Source organism: Polaribacter sejongensis (genome assembly GCF_038024065.1).
Classification (GTDB): Bacteria; Bacteroidota; Bacteroidia; order Flavobacteriales; family Flavobacteriaceae; genus Polaribacter; species Polaribacter sejongensis.
This window is the reverse complement of sequence record NZ_CP150667.1, coordinates 462,208-479,633: the sequence shown is the minus strand read 5'-3', so window position 1 is coordinate 479,633 and position 17,426 is coordinate 462,208. Positions and strand designations below refer to the sequence as shown.

The 17,426-nt window shown below is 30.9% G+C and carries 13 protein-coding genes; 7 read left to right on the top strand and 6 right to left on the bottom strand.

What is annotated here, in order from left to right:
• Window positions 1–258 precede the first annotated feature (258 nt).
• Window positions 259–1,953, top strand: coding sequence for a DNA polymerase III subunit gamma/tau (gene dnaX / locus WHD08_RS01645; protein ID WP_165731055.1), 1,695 nt, complete (start codon window positions 259–261; stop codon window positions 1,951–1,953).
• Window positions 1,954–4,100: 2,147 nt separating this feature from the next.
• Here the strand turns inward: dnaX and WHD08_RS01640 are convergent.
• On the bottom strand, window positions 4,101–5,921 hold the full coding sequence (locus WHD08_RS01640; RefSeq protein WP_165731053.1) for a cation:proton antiporter: 1,821 nt from the start codon (window positions 5,919–5,921) through the stop codon (window positions 4,101–4,103).
• A gap of 792 nt (window positions 5,922–6,713) precedes the next feature.
• On the opposite strand from WHD08_RS01640, the gene WHD08_RS01635 reads away from it, so the two are divergent.
• Genes WHD08_RS01635 through WHD08_RS01625 form a run of 3 tightly spaced genes read left to right on the top strand, consistent with a single transcriptional unit; the run spans window position 6,714 to window position 8,153 of the window.
• Window positions 6,714–7,295, top strand: a complete 582-nt coding sequence (locus WHD08_RS01635) for a tRNA-(ms[2]io[6]A)-hydroxylase (protein ID WP_165731051.1) — start codon at window positions 6,714–6,716, stop codon at window positions 7,293–7,295.
• A gap of 9 nt (window positions 7,296–7,304) precedes the next feature.
• Window positions 7,305–7,718: a hypothetical protein gene (locus tag WHD08_RS01630; RefSeq protein WP_208889473.1), complete on the top strand. Its 414-nt coding sequence runs from the start codon at window positions 7,305–7,307 to the stop codon at window positions 7,716–7,718.
• Between the two features lie 3 nt (window positions 7,719–7,721).
• A complete protein-coding gene (locus WHD08_RS01625; RefSeq protein ID WP_165731047.1) occupies window positions 7,722–8,153 on the top strand; it encodes a DUF4268 domain-containing protein in 432 nt (143 codons plus the stop codon).
• A gap of 404 nt (window positions 8,154–8,557) precedes the next feature.
• On the opposite strand, the gene WHD08_RS01620 is transcribed toward WHD08_RS01625, so the two are convergent.
• Entirely contained in the window at window positions 8,558–8,896 is a 339-nt protein-coding gene (locus WHD08_RS01620; protein ID WP_165731045.1) for a DUF4870 domain-containing protein, read from the bottom strand.
• Window positions 8,897–9,069: 173 nt separating this feature from the next.
• Between WHD08_RS01620 and WHD08_RS01615 the strand changes: the two genes are divergently transcribed.
• The 3 genes from WHD08_RS01615 (at window position 9,070) to mnmE (ending at window position 11,987) form a co-directional block, all read left to right on the top strand.
• Window positions 9,070–9,570: a Dps family protein gene (locus tag WHD08_RS01615; RefSeq protein WP_165731043.1), complete on the top strand. Its 501-nt coding sequence runs from the start codon at window positions 9,070–9,072 to the stop codon at window positions 9,568–9,570.
• A 49-nt stretch (window positions 9,571–9,619) separates the two neighbouring features.
• Complete coding sequence (locus tag WHD08_RS01610; RefSeq protein WP_165731041.1) at window positions 9,620–10,495, top strand: mechanosensitive ion channel family protein; 876 nt, start codon at window positions 9,620–9,622, stop codon at window positions 10,493–10,495.
• Between the two features lie 97 nt (window positions 10,496–10,592).
• Entirely contained in the window at window positions 10,593–11,987 is a 1,395-nt protein-coding gene (gene mnmE / locus WHD08_RS01605; protein ID WP_208889474.1) for a tRNA uridine-5-carboxymethylaminomethyl(34) synthesis GTPase MnmE, read from the top strand.
• Between the two features lie 82 nt (window positions 11,988–12,069).
• On the opposite strand, the gene WHD08_RS01600 is transcribed toward mnmE, so the two are convergent.
• The 4 genes from WHD08_RS01600 to WHD08_RS01585 all read right to left on the bottom strand — a co-directional run bounded on the left by WHD08_RS01600 (window position 12,070) and on the right by WHD08_RS01585 (window position 17,426).
• Window positions 12,070–13,122: a T9SS type A sorting domain-containing protein gene (locus tag WHD08_RS01600; protein WP_208889475.1), complete on the bottom strand. Its 1,053-nt coding sequence runs from the start codon at window positions 13,120–13,122 to the stop codon at window positions 12,070–12,072.
• Between the two features lie 78 nt (window positions 13,123–13,200).
• The gene (locus tag WHD08_RS01595; protein ID WP_208889476.1) at window positions 13,201–14,334 is read right to left on the bottom strand and encodes a PKD domain-containing protein; all 1,134 of its coding nucleotides are present in this window, start codon (window positions 14,332–14,334) and stop codon (window positions 13,201–13,203) included.
• 33 nt (window positions 14,335–14,367) lie between these two features.
• Window positions 14,368–16,179, bottom strand: a complete 1,812-nt coding sequence (locus WHD08_RS01590) for a hypothetical protein (RefSeq protein ID WP_208889477.1) — start codon at window positions 16,177–16,179, stop codon at window positions 14,368–14,370.
• 23 nt (window positions 16,180–16,202) lie between these two features.
• Window positions 16,203–17,426, bottom strand: coding sequence for a hypothetical protein (locus WHD08_RS01585; RefSeq protein WP_208889478.1), 1,224 nt, complete (start codon window positions 17,424–17,426; stop codon window positions 16,203–16,205).

Genomic DNA, 17,426 nt, shown 5'->3' with positions numbered 1-17,426 from the left:
AATTACTTATATAGTCGTTACAAATAGAAACAATTTACACGTTGTTTACAACTTTAGGATTTTATTAAGAAAATGTCTTGTAAAAAATACCTGATACCCCTATTTTTGTTCAATATTAAATCAAAATAAACCAGTCTCTTTAAGGTTTAAAGCAGGTTTAAGGTTTTTACCTTAAATTTCAATAGCTACTTTTAATCAAAATCTATTTTGATTTTAGTACTCTTTAAAAAGACGTTAACCATATACAATCTATTATACATGGAGCATTTTATAGTTTCTGCGCGTAAATATCGTCCACAAGTTTTTGCGGATGTTGTTGGGCAACAAGCCATTACAAACACGTTAGAAAAGGCTATAAAAAACAACCATTTGGCGCAAGCCTTGTTGTTTACAGGTCCACGTGGAGTTGGTAAAACTTCTTGTGCTAGAATATTGGCTAAAAACATTAATCAACAAGATGCGGAAGTTTCTGCAGATGAAGATTTTGCTTTCAATATTTTTGAACTGGATGCTGCTTCTAACAATTCTGTTGATGATATTAGAAGTTTAACAGATCAAGTTCGTATTCCGCCACAAACCGGTAAGTATAAAGTATATATTATAGATGAGGTACACATGTTATCTCAGGCAGCTTTTAATGCTTTTTTAAAGACCTTAGAAGAACCACCTGCACATGCTATTTTTATTTTAGCAACTACAGAAAAACATAAAATTATTCCGACGATTTTATCTCGTTGTCAGATTTTCGATTTTAAGAGAATTGGTGTTTTAGACGCTAAAAATTACCTAAAAGTAATTTGTGAAAAAGAAAATATTACGGCAGAAGATGATGCTTTGCATATTATCGCTCAAAAAGCGGATGGTGCAATGCGTGATGCTTTGTCTATTTTTGATAGAGTTGTTAGTTTTTCTGGAAACAATTTAACACGTGAAGCTGTTACCGAAAACCTGAATGTATTAGACTACGAAACGTATTTTAATATGACAGATTTAATGCTGACCAACAAAATACCACAAGTATTAAATGCTTTTAATACTATTTTAGCTAAGGGTTTTGAAGGACATCATTTTATTAATGGACTGGCGAGTCATTTTAGAGATTTACTGGTTGCCAAAGACAAAGCTACTTTAGAGTTGTTAGAAGTTGGTGATGCTGCTAAAAAGAAATATTTAGAGCAAGCTACCAAGGCAAGCATTCCGTTTTTAATGCAATCTATAGAAAAAGCAAATCAGTGTGATTTGAATTATAGAGCTAGTAAAAATCAGCGACTGCTGGTAGAATTAACCATTATGCAAATTGCCTCTATCACTTTTGATGGAGAAAAAAAAAAACCAGCTAACTACATAATTCCTGCTACATTTTTTCAAGCACTTTCTCCTGCTGTAAAAGAGGCTGCAAAACTGGTTGAGAAAAAAATTGAAAAACCTGTAATTGCACAAGCTCCAAAAGTAGAACCGCCTAAACCTAGAATAAAACCAATATTAAAATCTGTTGGTAGGCGTGCATCTTCGTTATCTTTAAAAAGTATTCACGAAAAAAAGGTAGAAAAGAAAGCGGTTGTAGAAGAAAATTTTGACAACCATCCGAAAGACTTTTTTACTGAAGAAGCTTTACAGATCCTATGGAAAGAATATGTTGCGCTGTTAATTCAAAAAGGAGAGCGTAGTATGGCTTCTATTGTAGGAACAGACGTACCACAATTAGGGAAAAACTATAAAATAACTTTTTCGGTACCTAATAAGTTAATGGAAGAGCAATTTAGAAAAGGAAGATCTGAATTGATCAACTTTTTAAGAAAACGACTTAATAATTATGGTATCAGTCTTGAAGTTAATTTAAACGAAACCATAGAAAAAAAGTTTGCCTACACTCCACAAGAGAAATATAATAAGATGAAAGAAATAAACCCTCTTATAGATAAACTACGTCAGACTTTTGAGTTAGATATGTAACAACAGTTTTATTATTGCTGATTGTAAGAGCAGTCTAATAAGGGAAAGTTGAGCGATTTTAAGTGTCTTAAACTATATCCTTCGACAAGCTCAGGAGGACATTGTGAGTATTCATTGGATTAGCGTTTTTAGTTAAGTATATTGCTTTATTAAATTAAAAAATATTTCTCTAAAACACTATTATTGTAGTATTTAAACACAATTATCTCAACAACAACTTTAACACTTTTAAGGCAAAGAATTAAAACAATATCCTTCGACAGGCTCAGGAAGACATTGTGAGTATTCATTGGTTTAGCGTATTTAGTTAAGTAAATTGATTTCATTAAGTTAATACCAAAACACAATTATAATAACGATTTGTCTGGCTGAGCTTGTCGAAGACTTTTTAACCAATTACTTTGATATGCATAGAATTCAAAACTCAAGCTAAATCCTTCGACATTCTTAGGATGACATTGTGAGTATTCATTGAGCAGCATCTTTAGTTAAGTAAATTACTGTCGTTAAAATATTTCCGAAGCACAATTACACTAACGTCTGTCTGGCTGAGCTTGTCGAAGTCTTTTTTAACCAATTACTTTGATATACATAGGTCTGAAAACTCAAACATGATCCTTCGACAGGCTCAGGAGGACATTTTGAGTTTTTATTGGTTTAGCGTTTTTACTTAAGTAAATTGATTTCATTAAATTATAACCAGAACACAATTACAACAACAATTTGTCTGTCTAAGCTTATTGAAGACTTTTATAACCAATTACTTTTATATAAATAGGACTGAAAACTCAACTCTGATTCTTCGACAGGCTCAGGAAGACTTTGTGAGTATTCATTGGTTTAGCGTATTTAGTTAAGTAAATTGATTTCATTAAGTTAAAACCAAAACACAATTACACTAACGATTTGTCAGTCTAAGCTTGTCGAAGACTTTTTAAATCAATTGCTTTGATGTACATAGGATTGAAAACTCAAGCGTAATCCTTCGACAGGCTCAGGAGGACATTGTGAGTATTCATTGGTTTAGCGTTTTTAGTTAAGTAAATTGGTTTTGTTAAATTATAACCAGAACACAATTACAATAACGTCTGTCTGACTGAGCTTGTCGAAGACTTTTTGAGTCAATTACTTTGATGTACATAGAATTGAGAACTCAAGCGCAATCCTTCGACAGGCTCAGGAGGACATGGTGAGTTTTTATTGGTTTAGCCTTTTTAGTTAAGTAAATTGGTTTCATTAAGTTAAAACACAATTATAATAACGATTTGTCAGGCTGAGCTTGTCGAAGACTTTTTTTAACCAATTACTTTGATATAAATAAGATTGAAAACTAAACTGTGATCCTTCGACAAGCTCAGGATAACATTGTGAGTATTCATTGGTTTAGCGTTTTTAAGTAAATTGCTTTCGTTAAATTATAACCATAACACAATTACAACAACGATTTGTCTGGCTGAGTTTGTCGAAGTCTTTTTTAACCAATTACTTTGAGTTAAATAGAACTGAAAACTCAAGCTGAATCCTTCGACAGGCTCAGGAGGACATTGTGAGTATTCATTGGTTTAGCGTTTTTAAGTAAATAAATTGCTTTCGTTAAATTATAACCAGAACACAACTACACAAACGATTTGTCTGGCTAAGCTTGTCGAAGACTTTTTAAATCAATTGCTTTGATGTACATAGGATTGAAAACTCAAGCGTAATCCTTCGACAGGCTCAGGAGGACATTGTGAGTATTCATTGGTTTAGCGTTTTTAGTTAAGTAAATTGGTTTTGTTAAATTATAACCAGAACACAATTACAATAACGTCTGTCTGACTGAGCTTGTCGAAGACTTTTTGAGTCAATTACTTTGATGTACATAGGACCGAAAACTCAAACGTGATCCTTCGACAGGCTCAGGAGGACATTGTGAGTATTCATTGGTTTAGCGTATTTAAGTAAATAAATTGGCTTCATTAAATTATAACCAGGACACAATTACACCAACGATTTGTCTGTCTGAATTGTTTAAGTCTTTTTTAACCAATTACTTTGACTATAAATAGGATTGAAAACTCAACTGCGATCCTTCGACAGGCTCAGGAAGACATTGTGAGTTTTCATTGGTTTAGCGTTTTAGCTAAGTAAAGTTCTTTCACTAAATATTACACATTTTTACCTAAGTAAATTAAAGTACAATCCTCTTTGGTTAATTCTGTTTTTTCAAATTCAGGAATTAGGTATAATTTATCATCTTTTCTGATAAATAAAAGCACCGATTTAAATTCATTAAACAACCTAGAAACCATTGTCTTGTATTCATCTTCTGTATTAATTTCTACTTCATAAATTTTAGGATTCTCTCTAAAAGCTTCACTTAAATTAATATAATCACCTTTTGGGTTGAATAATATTTGTTGTTGCTCTATACTTAAGTTTGGATTTTTTATTTCTTCGGAAGTTGCCAATCGATATGAACCTTGTTCTCCAAAATTATTAGAAAAACTTTCTATAGCATATTTATTTACCGCTTCACTACCCGTCATTGCAATTAAATAACCAACATCATTTAACTCGATATTATCCGTTAAATCTTGGTTATAAATATCTATTTCAATGGCTTCTAAACCTGCTTTTAATGATTTTTGAATAAAGTTTTTATTAGAGTCTATCAAAATAACCCTTTTATCATTGTCTTTTAAATATTTTGCAATTAACCTCGCCGGACTAGAGGCTCCAATAATTAAAATAGCATCGGATCTTTTTAGAAAAACACCCACCATTTTTGCAAATAACCTTGCTGTGGTGGCATTAAATAAAACCGTACCTAGAACAATCATAAAAACCAGAGGTGTAATATACTCTGCTCCTTCTACACCTTGTTTTAATAACTTACTCCCAAATAAAGACGCAATTCCTGCCGCTACAATTCCACGAGGTCCTACCCAACTGATAAATAGTTTTTCATTGAATTTTAATTTAGAATTTCTGGTACTTACAAAAACTGCTAAAGGTCTTATTACAAAGACAACAGCAGCAAAAAGTGTTACTGTTTTCCAGGTATACAACAAGAGTAAATCTTCCATATTAATGTTTGCAGCCAATAAAATAAATAGGATGGAAATTAACAAAACACTTAAAGATTCTTTAAAATAAAGCAATTCTTTTAAGTTGCTTAATTTACCGTTTCCTAAAACCATTCCCATCACCACAACTGCCAATAAACCTGATTCATGTGCAAAAACTTCCGACTCTACAAACACCAATAAAACGGTAGATAAAGAGACTACATTTAATAAATAATGTGGAATCATTTTTTTATTGATGGCATACGCTAAAGCATGTGCAAACGTAAATCCAAAAGTGGTTCCGAAAAGTAATATTTTACCAAATTCCAATAAGGCTGTTTTAGTAAAACCACTTCCACCACCTACACTAATAAACTCAAAAACCAATACTGCCACTAAAGCACCTATTGGATCTATTAAAATTCCCTCCCACTTTAAAACTGTAGAAATATCTTTTTTTAGAGGAATGTTTCTTAAAATTGGCGTGATTACAGTAGGTCCTGTAACAATAATTAAACCCGAAAACAGAAAAGAAAGTTCCCAGCTTAAATCAAAAACATAATGCGCCACCATTCCTGCTCCAAAAAAAGTAATGGTAGAACCTATTGTTATTAGTTTTGTAATTACGGGTCCTACATTTTTAATCTCACTTCTTTTTAAAGTTAAGCCACCTTCAAAAAGGATAATACTAATGGCTAAAGACACAAAGTAGTACAAACTATCTCCAGGAAAAAGACCTTTTTTTCCATTCCAGACTGGCTCTATCCACTTTGTTCCGTCTTCACTTAAAAACTCTGCAGCAATTGGTCCTACTAGTAAACCAATTAAAATTAAAGGTAATATTGCTGGGATTTTAAATTTCCATGCTACCCATTGTGCTAATATTCCTAAAATAATTATACCTGCTAATTCTATCATATATCAATCGTTCTATTAAATGTAAAAATAAGAATGTTTGCCTATCATAAAAATAAAATAGCAGTTTTTATTTTTTCTAAAATCTGCATTATTCTACAGATAAATGAAACTATAGATCTCTTTTTTACATAAAGTTTATAAAATTACAAATAACGCTACGTTTTCTCAAAAATTAAAATTTATTATTCAGAATAGAACTCTAAGAACTGATGGTTTTAAAAACGAATGTGTAAAATCAAAAAACCTTGAAAAATAGGTGTAATAATAATCTTGAAATTAAATGATTAGAGCTAAGTAGTTAATTGGATAGCATTTAGTTTAAAAACAAGTAAATGTCTGGTTGACCGCAGTCGAAACCTATTTAATAATCTAATACTTCTCGACTGCGTTAGACTTAACAATAGTAAGTTTAATAACCAAAAAGAAATAGAACAATTTAAGTTGAACAAAAAGCAAGTATTTATCTACTGCCCCCTATAATTCTTTTGTTTTAGCCGCAACTTTTATTGATTTCTAACGAAATACACTTACAAAACGATTGCTTTTAAACATAGCACACCACAAGTAAATAAAAAATGTAAGGTACTTTTTAATGAAAATTGCACTATTTTTGACGTTCAATTTTTTTTGAAGGTACACTATTTTGTAAAACAGGTTATTATAGCTGTCGTATTACCTAATTGTAATACGAATGCTTCCCCTATTTTTAAAGTAGATAGAAAACCTTTGTAAATGCTAAAGAATTAAATCTATAGCTTATTTGAGCTTTAGATTACAAAAAAATATAAAAGTATGTTAGGATTACAATTTGAAACTGAAACTTCTTGGGCAGAAATAGCCAAAGATAATTTACAGCAAATACTTACAGACCATGCATTTTTAGAGCAAAAAGCAGCTTCTAATGCAGTTTCTATTATTATTAATTATTCTGAAGAGACAGAGTTGGTAAAGGAAATGAGCAATATTGCTATTGAGGAAATGCAACACTTTAAAATGGTGCATTTGTTAATGGTGAAACGTGGAATGGTTTTAGGGCGTGAGCAAAAAAATGATTATGCTATCCGATTGCAAAAATTCTTTAAAAAGACTGGAGACAGAACCGATGCTTTAATTCAGCGTTTGTTAGTTGCTGCCTTAATTGAAGCAAGAAGTTGCGAGCGTTTTAAAGTGTTTTCTGAAAACATGGAAGACGAGGAATTGTCTAAATTCTACAATAACTTAATGATTTCTGAAGCAGGACATTATACTACTTTTTTACAATTTGCACGCCAATATCAAGACAAAGAGATTGTTAACGAAAAGTGGAATGCTTTACTAGCTTTTGAAGCAGAATTGATGAAAGAACGTGGTAATACGGCTAAAATACACGGATAAACACTAGATATGGATATAGATAATATTTCTAAAATTGAACATTTTTCTGCTTTTGTAGATTTGAGTTTAAAAGAATTTTGTGAGCAATTTAGTTTGTTGTTATCATTACCTCAAATGACTTTTATAACTGAAGATGAAACAGAAAGCGCAGAAGTTAATTTTAACGGAATCGATTATAACATAAGCAAACCTTATAAAATTGGAACCTTAAATGAATGGGATGATAATGTACCAAAAGAGCATAATTTTGGTATTGTATTAAATATTGATAAAGCAAATACCGATTTTAACAACACCAAATTAGAAGCAATAGCCAACGTTATTGCTACCAATTTTAATACAGATCTTTTACATTATAGAACCTGGTTTTCCAATGGTTTTAGCACAGAAAAGGTTCACATATTTACACCGAATAAAAAATAACAAATGTTCTCTAAAGAAGAATCAGCACTTTTACGAAAAGATTTTTGGACTAGTTTTGGGAAATCTTTCCCTAGAAAATGGTTATTGTACAACACTAAAATTAAAGGTTTCTCTTTTAAATTTGTTGCCGAAAGAAAACAAGCCATGGTTTGTTTAGACATTGAGAACCCAGATGAATTGGTAAATTTGCTTTATTACGACCAAATGTTATCTTTAAAAACGCTGTTAGAAACAGAGTTACCAGAGGTGATTTTTAACGATGAATTTGAGCTAGAAAGTGGTAAAATAATTCATAGAATTTATGTTCCTTTCGAAGGAAAATTTAGCGTTTATAATAAAAATTCTTGGAGAGATTGTTTTGAATTTTACATGGAAACCATGCCTAAATTTGAGCTCTTTTTTTACGAATATGAAGATATTATAAAGAACATTTAATCTTCATTTTTTGTGATTTTAAATCAAATGTTTACTTCTTTTTTTATATGATTTAGAGCTTTTTTTTATGAATTTTATTATCTCTAAAGATGAAACCACGTCATTTAACACCTCTATAAATTCAAAAAAACACCTAAACCAAAGATTCAGCAACAAGTACCTAATGTTTTGATTTTAAATCTTTTAAAACAAAACAACACCACTAAAAACAAAGCTATCAATTTTTCTTATAGTCTATATTTTGTTTGCGTTAAGGATTGGAACGGCATCCTTTTTGTTTTTACAAAAAGATATAGTGTAAAGCCTGACCTTTTTAGGGAACGCCCAACTTACGAAGCGTAATTATAGCAAAAAAAAAATCGCCCTAAAAATGGACGATTCTAATAAGCTACTTTCTTCTTTTTCTATTTTATAAATGCAATGCTAAAAGGATAATTTGGTGCTTCATTATTACTAACTTTTATGGCGTTTATAATTGGGAAAATTAAATAGAAAATTCCGATTACAATGAACCCTAAAATTCCTAATCCGAAAAGAAAAATTAACGGGATACAAATTAAGATATAGATAAACATAGAGATTCTAAAATTAAGAATTGCTTTTCCGTGTGCATCCATTCCAAAGATTTCATCCTTTTTTGTGATCCATAAAATTAAGGGAACTATAAAGCCACCAATGCCGGTTACAAAATCTAATAATTGACTTAAATGAGTAAGTACTAATAGCTGTTTATCTTCTTTCATTTTTATATATAAAGTTTTAGTTGTGTACTTATTAGACTTAAAAAAGTTTGTTTTGTTACATATTTTGAGTTGTTATTTTTATAAAAAAGTATTTGAGTTAATATGTATTCTATTTGAGCAAAGACAAACTATGCATTGATTGTAATTTTGTATGGAACTTAAAAACATATATTATGAATTACTTAAATATTGACAAAGACAAAGCATTACCAGTGGTATCAGAATTAAATGTACTGTTGGCAGATTACCAAGTGTATTATCAGAAATTAAGAAATTTTCATTGGAATGTTTTAGGCAAAAACTTTTTTGAATTACACAATCAATTTGAGGACATGTATAATGATACAAAACTTAAAATTGATGATATTGCAGAAAGAATTGTCACCTTAAAATACCACCCAATTAGTAAATTGTCTGATTACATAGAAGTTTCTAACGTTAAAGAATCTAGTCCATTATTAACCGATGTTGAAATGGTAGACATTCTAAAAAACGATCAGAATATAATTTTAACACAACTTTCTAAAGTAATAAAGAAAGCCAATGAAGTCGAAGATGAAGGTACGGCAGATTTAATTGGAGCATACATTAGAGAGCTAGAAAAATCTTCTTGGATGTTGAATGCATGGTCTAAAAACACGAGTGACGTATTGGACAGTAGTTTTGTAGAATAATAAAATTAGCTTACATTACTTCAAAATAATTTCATCACTTAATTAAAAAATGGATAAAATAACTGAAAAACTAGAGATCTGGAAAGATGTCTTTATCAAAAACATTCCCAACATTGCTATTGCAATAGTAGTACTATTTATAGCCTATTTTGCTTCAAGAGGAATGAACTCTATTGTAAACAAAACGATAGGAAAAAAAATAAGACAAAAATCTGTTAGAGATTTAGTTTCTAGATTTGCCTCTGCCCTAACTATATTACTTGGCTTGTATTTAGCCATGACTGTATTAAAGTTTGATGATACCCTAAAAGCCATTATTTCTGCTGCTGGCGTGTCTGGTATTGTGATTGGTTTGGCGCTACAAGGTACACTTTCTAACACTATTTCTGGTGTTGTTTTATCCTTTAGACAAAATTTAAACATTGGTAATTGGGTAGAAACCAATGGTTATTCTGGTGAAGTAATAGATATTAATTTAAATTACTTTGTTATAAAAGAGGCAGATAATAATATGGTAGTTATACCCAATAAAACCATTTTAGAAAGTCCTTTTAAAAATTATTCTCTCACCAAGAAAATGAGAATTTCTATAGAATGTGGTGTAGAATATGGTGCAGATCTAGATAAGGTAGAAGCGCTAACTAGAGAAGTAATTTCTAACAATTTTACACAAAATGAAGCTAATAAGGAAGTAGAATTCTTTTACACCGAGTTTGGTGATAGCTCTATTAATTTTTTATGCAGATTTTGGGTAGATTCTACCAATGCAATGGGAAAATTAAAGGCTAAAAGTCTCGCGATAATAAAAATTAAACAAGCGTTTGACAAAGAAAACATCAGTATCCCGTTCCCAATGAGAACATTAGAGATATTACCCAACCAACAGTTAGACATCAAGAATATTGTTGATAAAGAGCAATCTTAAACTTATAAACTTTATTCCCCCAATTACCTAAAAAGCTGAACACATTTTGTGTTCAGCTTTTTTCTTTTCTGATAAAATCTTTATGTATTTTTGCAACATGATTAAAAACGATACTATTATTGCTTTGGCAACTCCTGCTGGTGTTGGCGCTATTTCTGTAATTAGACTTTCTGGAGAAAATGCTATCACTATTGTTGATGCTTTTTTTAAATCGATAAAAAAAGGAAAGACTTTAAAGAATCAGAAAACGCACACCATTCATTTAGGACATATTATACAAAATAATATTCTTGTTGATGAAGTTTTAGTTTCTGTTTTTAAAAACCCTAATTCTTATACAGGAGAAAATGTAGTTGAAATCTCTTGTCATGGTTCTAGTTTTATTCAGCAAGAAATTATTCAATTATTCTTACAAAATGGTTGTAGAATGGCTGATAATGGTGAGTTTACCATGCGTGCTTTTTTAAACGGTAAGATGGATTTAAGTCAAGCAGAAGCGGTTGCCGATGTAATTGCTTCTAATTCTGCGGCAAGTCACCAAATGGCAATTCAGCAAATGCGTGGCGGAATTACCAATGAATTGAAAGACCTGCGTGTTCAGTTGTTAGATTTTGCAGCTTTAATTGAGTTAGAACTCGATTTTTCTGGTGAAGATGTGGAATTTGCAGACAGAACGAAGTTTAAAGAATTGGTGGCTAAAATTACTTTTGTCTTAAAGCGTTTAATTGATAGTTTTTCTTTTGGAAATGCTATGAAAAACGGAATTCCGGTTGCTATTATTGGCGAACCAAATGTTGGAAAATCTACACTTTTAAATACACTTTTAAACGAAGAAAAAGCCATTGTTTCTGATATTGCTGGTACAACCAGAGATGCTATTGAAGATGAAATGATTATTGATGGTGTTGCTTTTCGTTTTATTGATACTGCCGGAATTAGAGAAACGGAAGATGTTGTAGAGAGTATCGGGATTAAAAAAGCGTACGAAAAAGCAGAAAATGCCCAGTTGATTATTTTCTTAATCGACTCTAATAAGTACTCCTACGCTAGTGATGAATTTTTAGAAGAAATAGAAACTATAAAAACACGCTTCCCTAACAAACGCTTATTAGTGATTGCCAACAAAGTTGATACCTTATCTTGCCATGATTCCGCTGTTTTACAGTCTGATATTGAGAATCTAATTTTACTTTCTGCTAAAAACAAAACAGGTATTGAAGAGCTTAAAAACGAATTGACTTCTTTGGTTAATATTGGTGCTTTAAGTAACAACGAAACTATTGTTACTAATTCGCGTCATTTTGAGGCTTTAAACAATGCTTTAATCGCTATTTCTTCTGTGCAAGAGGGAATTGATTTAGAAATTTCTACAGACTTATTTTCTATTGATATTAGAGAGTGTTTGCGTCATTTAGGGAATATAACTGGGGAATATGATGTGGATAAGGATATTTTGGGGCATATATTTGGGAATTTTTGTATTGGCAAATAGATTTGTTTTCTTATTAAAAAAAACTAACTCCTAGATATCTAGAAGTTAGTTAAAATGAAAGTTAGTTTTATAAAATAACTTACTAATTGATAATTAATCGTTTCGTAATAGTGTTGTTTTCAATACTTTTTACTTTCATAATATAAATCCCTTTTTTTAGAGAAGAAATATCTAAACGATTATTAATTATACTTTTTTGAGATAAAACTCGTTTACCTAAAACATTAATTATATCAACAGAGGCAATTTTTTCTTTTTTTGAATCTATATTGATATAATTATTTGCTGGGTTAGGGTACACATTAAAATTAACCAACTCTTTTTGAGGTATATTTAAAGTACTTGAAGTCGTAACATCTGCCCAAGAAGTTCCTATTCTAATTTCATCAATAGCCATTGCAGGAGTTTTAGAATTAGAATTGGCATTTATTTTTAAAGCCGTAAAAGATGATTTATTAGATTCATTTTCTAAGGTTATAGAACTCGTATCCGAAGTAGCAGATGGTTCAGTAGTACCATTAATCGTTGGATTCACAAATAAATGAGCAACTGAATTTCCGTCCTTGTTAAATTCATATTTTATAACAACAAATATTTCATCTACATTTTCAGTAAAAGTAGCACCCGTATAAATTGTAGCTTCACCAGAAGTATTGCTCTCATTTATACCAAGATTAAAGGTAGTCGCATCAATTTGTGAAAAATAAAGTGCAGCACCATACCCTCCAGTACCAGACCCTGACAACGTAAAGAAATAATCTTTTGCCGTTCCTGATAAAGAAGTCATATCTGTAACTTTAATGATACAAGAAGCATATAAATTTACGCCATCATCTTCAGTTACTGGTTCAAAATATAATAAAGGATCATTAGTTCCTCCTTTAATTTGAATTGCATTTCCTGTAAATGCAGGTAAACCAGCATAACTAGTAAATGGTGAAGCAATTACAGAAGGATTCTTTGTACTTCCATAATCATTTTCAGTCCAAGCCCCTTGCCCAGTCTTTGCATCTGAATCTAATAAAGTAGTTCCCTCTGTGTAATCAAAACCCTCATATACAGGTAACTTAGACAAATCTTGCCCAAAAGATAGTAATGTGGTAAATAGTACTGTTAAAAATAATTTTATTCTCATAATTATGAGATTTAAGTATTAATAATTAATTTATATATATCCACTTTTTATAATATAAAAAGTGGATTTTATTATTTTCTAGTTCTTCACAATTGTAAAGTCGTCATAATAAGCTTGTTCTGAAGCCGTAAAATCGTTTGTCATAAAAAAGACAATTTCACTACTTGAACCTGTTTCAAATGTTATTTGTTGCTCTATCCATTCTGCAGTAGAACTTCCTGTAGCATCATCATACGTTTGTGATGCGATTATTTTCTCTGATACATCTATAAATTCTGGTGCATCAAAATGATCTTCATAAATATTGGCATACGTAGCACAACCTGCATCAGGTTTCTGTTTCATCCAAAAAGTTATTGTATAACTTGCATTTGGAGAAACGATAATGTCTTGATATAACCAACGTCTTGGCTTAGAAGATGAATTATTTGTTGTTAAATTTGCAGCATAACTTCCCCCAACTGTATGATTATTGCTACTAGTCGCTTTGGCATAATAGTCTGAGTCTCCAAAAACACCATCTGCTAATTTCTCCAAAGCGGTATTTCTCCAAGCTATTCTATTATCATTTTTCACAGGCTCATCATCCCAAGTACCATTGTTTATTTTAAGTTCTTTTGAAACAAATACACTATCTACTAATACGGAAGAACCTAATGGACCTGCAGCCGTAAATGTAACTTCGTACCTACCAGCGTCTGCATAACTATGAGTTGGACTAGCATCACTTGATTGATTACCATCACCAAAATCCCAAGTAAATGTATCCGCATCATTTAGGTTTGTTAAGTTTTCAAAGTTTGAACTTAGATTATCAGTAATTAGCTTATACTTTGGAACAGGAATTCCAGGAGGAATAATTTCTTCAACGGTAACATCCTGTACTATTTGATGCACACCACCTAATCCAACTGCACTCAAAGCAATTTTAAAAGTACCATCTGATGCGTATGTAAAAGTTGGACTTTCTTCTTCTGAAATAGCTGAACCTACTTCTCCAAAATTCCAATAATATTGCTCTGCATTTATTGATGTATTTGTAATAGTAACAACTCTGTCATCATCCGTTATAAAAGTAAAAGACGCTTCTGGTGCAGCTTCACTATCATCTTCACAAGAACTTACTAATAAGAGACTTATCATTAGAAAAAAGAACATCAAGTTTCTTGAAAAGAATAATCTTACTTTTTTTATTTTAATATAGTTTTTCATTATTTAATAATTTAGGTTTAATATTTCGCTAGTTTAATTTCGTTTTAATTTATAGGCTAATAAAGTATGTATACTAATACCTGGAAGCAATTCACTCCAATTTAATATTTGTGATTTATGTAATTTTTTTCTGAACATTTCGGATCCTTTCAATGAATAAAGAATGATTTCCCAAGAACCTTCTGGTGTTCTAAAACCATTATTCTCAGTAACTATTATCAACCCAGATTTTAAATTTTGATTATGATTTATACTAAAATCTTTAATAGATAATGGAAAATTATTTACATTTAAGTTTAAGCCTGCTACAGTACTAATAGCATCGCTAAACACATGCTCTCTCCCGTAGAAATATTGATTATCCGGGGTTTTCTCTTTTATTACTGAAGCTGAAACTGCAAAAAGAACATTACTACTAGGCTTTACTATTGTTTTTGTAAAACTTGTTTGCTCTCCTGCATTTAACATTAAATAACTTTCTTCTTCTAACTTAGAAAAACGCTGACTCCCAGAACCTTGATCCCCATGTATAGACCAGAAAAACTCTTTATCTGAAGTTGTTTTGTTTTTAAATTGAAAAGTGATAGAATAATTACTTGTACTTTCTTCAATAGTTACACCAACTTCATGATCATCTGTAGAATGAAAACGGTTGTTTGTTGAAACCTGATCAATTAGAATATCTTTATAGATATAGTATAAAAACTTCTTATCTCCGTAGAAATCATAATGCCCTCTTTGTTTTATGACACTACTTATTGCCAAATCCGTATCATTATCTTGTACCGTAAAAAGCATAAATCCTATGAGGTTTCCTAACTCTTTAGTTTTATGAAACATAATCTCTAAATTGGCTGCTCCTTCATGATTTTCATAGTTTGCTGCAGCTACACTACTTGAGTTTGCATCTCTATCATAAGACGCTCCTGTTTCTCCTACATACCAACCACGATTGCTATTTACACTAATGCCACGACGATGAACAATCCTTTTATAATAAGAATTCTTTTTTAAGATTGCATCTGTAGATATATAGAGATTGAATCCTAATAAATCAAAATTCTCAAATACATTACCATCTTCTGAATCTAAATTCTCAAGTTCCTGGTATAAATTTACAGATATTCCATTTCCAGAATCTTTAGCATCTCCTGTATGAGAAACAAGTTTACCTGGTGCATATGTATTATGAATTGCATCTGCGGCAGCATTCATAAAATCTTCTATTCCTTGAGCTCCTATTTCATTATACCAAGAGGCATATTTTGATGAAACATTTAATTCGTGATACATTAAATATCCCATTAAATACTTACTTCCATCTGTACCTGCAGCAGTATTAATTGTATTAATTAAACTTGCCACACTTCCTTTATGAGAAGTGTCACTTATAGCTCGTGCAAATGATGCGGCATCATTTGTTGGTAAGTCATCAGAAAGGTCTGATATATTATCTTCTGGATTGATTTGCACCATATAATGCATCGCTTTATTAGGATTCCCTCCATCTGGGTTTGCTACATTCCATTCTTCTATCCATTTTATTAAATTAGCATAATTTTCAAAATAAGAATTACCCCATTTACTGTCATCTGGACTTCCATAAATACGTAAGGTATTAACACCAATAGCACTTAATTCCGAAAGTTTTTCTTTTACTAAAGCTTCACTATTAGTTTGTTGACCATCAGTAAAAGGTGTAGCTTTTGCCCAAGATTGTCCGTTTAAAAAGAAAGGAGTACCATTTCTGTACATTCCATTTGCATCTACAGTCCAATTAAAGGATTGGGAAAACATATTCCCAAAGGATAGTAGTATTATAATTAAAACTAAATATTTCTTCATTCTATGTATTTATTTTTATAAGTTTAATTTTGGCTTTTTGATCTTTCTAAAAGAACATTAAAATACTCTTGTGCCCAACCAAATGACCCATCTGGACGAATTAACCAATTACCTGCTAACTCCTCATATTTAAGAACTCTATCTTGTTTTTTAGATCCTTTTTTTGTGTCATTTGAATATAACTCCCAATAAAATATATAAGGTATTTTTTGCGCCAAATAAACGCCCATTATCACATCTGTAAAATTCTGAACATATTCTTTAGTTCTATTATTTCTGTTTTCATGCTCATTTATTTCACCAATAAATACAAATTTTTCACCTTTCATATAAGCTGTAGGATTCATATAATGTCTTAAATAATCAACCCCTTTATACATTTTTATGCCATCTTCAGATTTTCCATCATAAGCAGACCATGCTACCATATCTACTTTTACATGAGGTAAAACACTAGTTGTAATTGAAGGCATACTATGAAGAATACCATCATAAACTTTATTTACCTCAACTGCATTGTAAACTTTACATTTTGAATCCTGAAAATTATTTCGAGCTCGACTAACTCCTTTTTGGCGTGCCTTAACCCAATCAATCATATTTTTTACTCTTACTGGTGCATTTGGTGAAACTGAATCTTTTCGCCATTTGCTTTTTGCACTTGTACCCCCTCGTAGCATCCAATCACCTTCCCAATTTGAAAGTATAAATGAGACTTCTCTGTCTTTATATTTAGTAAGAAAATGAGTTGTTAAATCATAAAATTCTTTTTCTACACGATTTAAGTTTTCTGTTTGATCTTCTGTAGATGCTTTTCCGTATCCATCTTTAATATTTAGAGCAAAAACTTTAAAGGGCATCTTAAAAACTTCATCATAATATTTATGATTAGCCAATTCTTTTAAGGTCATAGTTTGGGTTAAATTCCAATCTGAGTTGTATTTATAACCATGTGCTTGACCATTTGCTTTATAAAACCATAACTTTAAAATACCATATCCTAACTCTTGTACTTTTTTAGCACCTTCAATAATAAAAGGTTCATCTGTTAAATGATATTGTCCGTTTACATGAGTTGCTCCTAATCTATATTTTAAATTGGATGGAATTTTACCTCCTTTAGATGGTCTGTGCTTTTCAATCAATCCTAATATTTGTTCATCGGATAAATTATTTGACACAAAATCTTGCGCATTTACAAAATGCGTTAGTGTTAATAAGAATGATATGAAAATTACTTTCTTCAT